The following is a 2,212-nucleotide window of genomic DNA, read 5'->3' as shown; positions in this document are numbered from 1 at the left end:
GCTATGAGTGCCTTCATGAATTCCTACAGCCATGTCCAAATCCTCGCAGGCCGCCCAAAAGGGTTCATAGGCTGGATCGCTCAAAATTCTGCCTTTAACGGGGTTAGGGCGCAAAAAAACCGCCTTCCAGCCCAAGTTTGCCATGCGGTGTAGCTCTTTTACCATGTCTTCGGGATCGTGTTGATTGACTGCAGCGACTCCTTTCAGTCTAGCGGAGTCATAGCTACAATATTCTTCTAATAACCATCTATTATAGGCACGGACAAAAGCCCCCATCACTTCGGCGGGTAGGCTATCAATGGCAAATAACCACAGTCCATAGGTAGGATAAATAAAAGCCCTATCTACCCCCATTTGTACCATTGCTTGAACATGGGACTCTGGGTTATAGCGGTTGAGATAAGCCTGGGGATGAGCTTGCATCATCTGCTTATTCCCTTCTGCTTGTACTTGTGGGGAGATTTTTTGACTAATCGGTTCTCCTTTGATTTTCATGTCAGCAGAAGGAGCAAATTCCCTAAATTTAGGTTCTAGGTATTGGCCCCACATTGCGGGGGGTTCAATGACATGGGAATCAGCATCAATAATTTTGTACCCGTTGAGCATAGCGATTTTTCGGCAATTTTCTACCTAAATTATATTTGATTGGGAAAAAGCGGTCCCTTTTTTTAGGCTTTTTTTTCATCCCCTAAAACTGCATGGATTGATTGGGTTAAACTTGATACAACACTTTATTAAACTTAACGAATGGAAGCGATTGAATTTAAAATGATTCTTCATCATGGCACAGTTGTCATTCCCCCTGAATACCCCTCTAAGTGGGAAGGTAAGGCGATCCGTGTGATACTCTGAAGGGGTTTTGAGCTTGACTCAACCTTCTAAGATACATATAATGTATGTATAACATTTGAATATGATCCCAGAAAAGCAAAAACCAACTGGCAAAAGCACGGTGTTTCCTTTGCAGAAGCTGAAATGGTGTTTTTTGATCCCCTCGCTATTCATGATCTTGATCCCGATTGTATAACAGAAGAACGTTTTATTGCAGTGGGGATGGGAAACATGGGATCACTATTAGTGGTTATTTATACTTTGCGGGGTGAAGTCATTCCCTTGATTTCCGCTCGTCGTGCTACAAAACAAGAGAGAAAAACTTATGAGAAAGGAATATGATTTTTCTAAAGGAAAACGAGGGGCGCTCATTTCCTCTCAGGGAAAAACACGCATTACCATTTATCTAGATGATGAGATTCTAGCTTATTTTCGAGAACAGGCTGAAACCGCAGGAATGGGTTATCAAACCCTAATTAATGAGGCTTTAAAACAATATATCCAATCTCCTTCTGAGCGATCGCTCACTCAGTCCGATTTACGTCGTATTCTTCGGGAAGAATTATCAGCCCTCCAAATGTTGCTTATGATAGTTACAAGTTAGCCGATCGCTGTCTGTTTTCAAGAATTGCGATCGCTTTTTAATTTTTTCTTGTCAAAGTTTAGTTAAACGGTAAGAGGGGTAATTTTGTAAAGATGTGCTAAATTGGAAGCTTTTTGTAGATCACCTTGACGAAGGGCTTCTCGGACATCATCTAATTTTTGAGCGTCTTCTAATGATAAATAGGGCGACCATCCTTCGGGAGTCTCAATCAGTTCGACTTCCACTTCAGCCATGTACTCTCCAATGTGGATGAGTTTAATGTGAGGCTTTTTTGTCATAGTTTTCTCCTTGTAAAATCACTTGACCAACGTGCTGGATCAGGTCTATAGGCAGTGACTAGAACAGCAGGCGATTCGGTATTCTTGGCTATACCCCAAACCACATGAACGGGTTTACCCTGACTATCTTTCTGTAAGACTAGCACACAACGCCCTTTAGGATATTCCGGGTAATCTTCGAGAATGACAGCTTCTCTAATACCTGTTATCACATCCCTTACCAGAATACCGTCATTTGCTAGTTCATCGTAGCCATGGGCTGATATTTTGACTTGCCCACGGGAAAGTAAAGCCAGAACTAATTGGAAGGTTATACTCATCATCTAATCATAGCATCTCTTTATTCAAGGAAGAAGGCGATCGCTGTGTTGTTCTGAGGAATAGCGATCGCTTTTTTGCTGCCTTCTTTTCATCCCCTGAAACCGCTACAAGTCAGAGGCTAAAAGGGTTTTGAGGATTTTAGCCGAATGATTAATTCATTAGTTCTACTCTCAGGGAT

5 protein-coding genes are annotated in these 2,212 nt (G+C 41.9%); 2 read left to right on the top strand and 3 right to left on the bottom strand.

The genetic code is table 11. From position 1 onward, the window contains the following. Positions 1-606: amidohydrolase family protein (locus tag PX636_RS04915; RefSeq protein WP_288116378.1), on the bottom strand; the 606-nt coding region annotated here is incomplete at its 3' end. Positions 607-900: 294 nt separating this feature from the next. On the opposite strand from PX636_RS04915, the gene PX636_RS04910 reads away from it, so the two are divergent. Together PX636_RS04910 and PX636_RS04905 are read left to right on the top strand one after the other, a co-directional pair. Further along, entirely contained in the window at positions 901-1,173 is a 273-nt protein-coding gene (locus PX636_RS04910) for a BrnT family toxin (protein ID WP_016516511.1), read from the top strand. Then, on the top strand, positions 1,157-1,435 hold the full coding sequence (locus tag PX636_RS04905) for a BrnA antitoxin family protein (protein WP_288116377.1): 279 nt from the start codon (positions 1,157-1,159) through the stop codon (positions 1,433-1,435). The genes PX636_RS04910 and PX636_RS04905 overlap by 17 nt, the downstream gene beginning before the upstream one ends. A 62-nt stretch (positions 1,436-1,497) precedes the next feature. Here the strand turns inward: PX636_RS04905 and PX636_RS04900 are convergent, their stop codons facing one another. Beyond that, the gene (locus PX636_RS04900) at positions 1,498-1,713 is read right to left on the bottom strand and encodes a hypothetical protein (protein ID WP_002757627.1); all 216 of its coding nucleotides are present in this window, start codon (positions 1,711-1,713) and stop codon (positions 1,498-1,500) included. Further along, complete coding sequence (locus PX636_RS04895) at positions 1,710-2,036, bottom strand: DUF4258 domain-containing protein (RefSeq protein WP_002766689.1); 327 nt, start codon at positions 2,034-2,036, stop codon at positions 1,710-1,712. The genes PX636_RS04900 and PX636_RS04895 overlap by 4 nt, the downstream gene beginning before the upstream one ends. Positions 2,037-2,212: the final 176 nt, after the last annotated feature.

The organism is Microcystis sp. M53598_WE2, assembly GCF_030067735.1.
GTDB classification, from domain to species: domain Bacteria; phylum Cyanobacteriota; class Cyanobacteriia; order Cyanobacteriales; family Microcystaceae; genus Microcystis; species Microcystis aeruginosa.
This window is presented reverse-complemented; position numbering and strand designations above follow the sequence as displayed.

What these genes read in the sequence shown, in the direction of transcription:
- PX636_RS04905 (WP_288116377.1), top strand. Translation starts at nt 1,157, where the DNA reads ATGAGAAAGGAATATGATTTTTCTAAAGGAAAACGAGGGGCGCTCATT.
- PX636_RS04900 (WP_002757627.1), bottom strand. Translation starts at nt 1,713, where the DNA reads ATGACAAAAAAGCCTCACATTAAACTCATCCACATTGGAGAGTACATG.
- PX636_RS04895 (WP_002766689.1), bottom strand. Translation starts at nt 2,036, where the DNA reads ATGATGAGTATAACCTTCCAATTAGTTCTGGCTTTACTTTCCCGTGGG.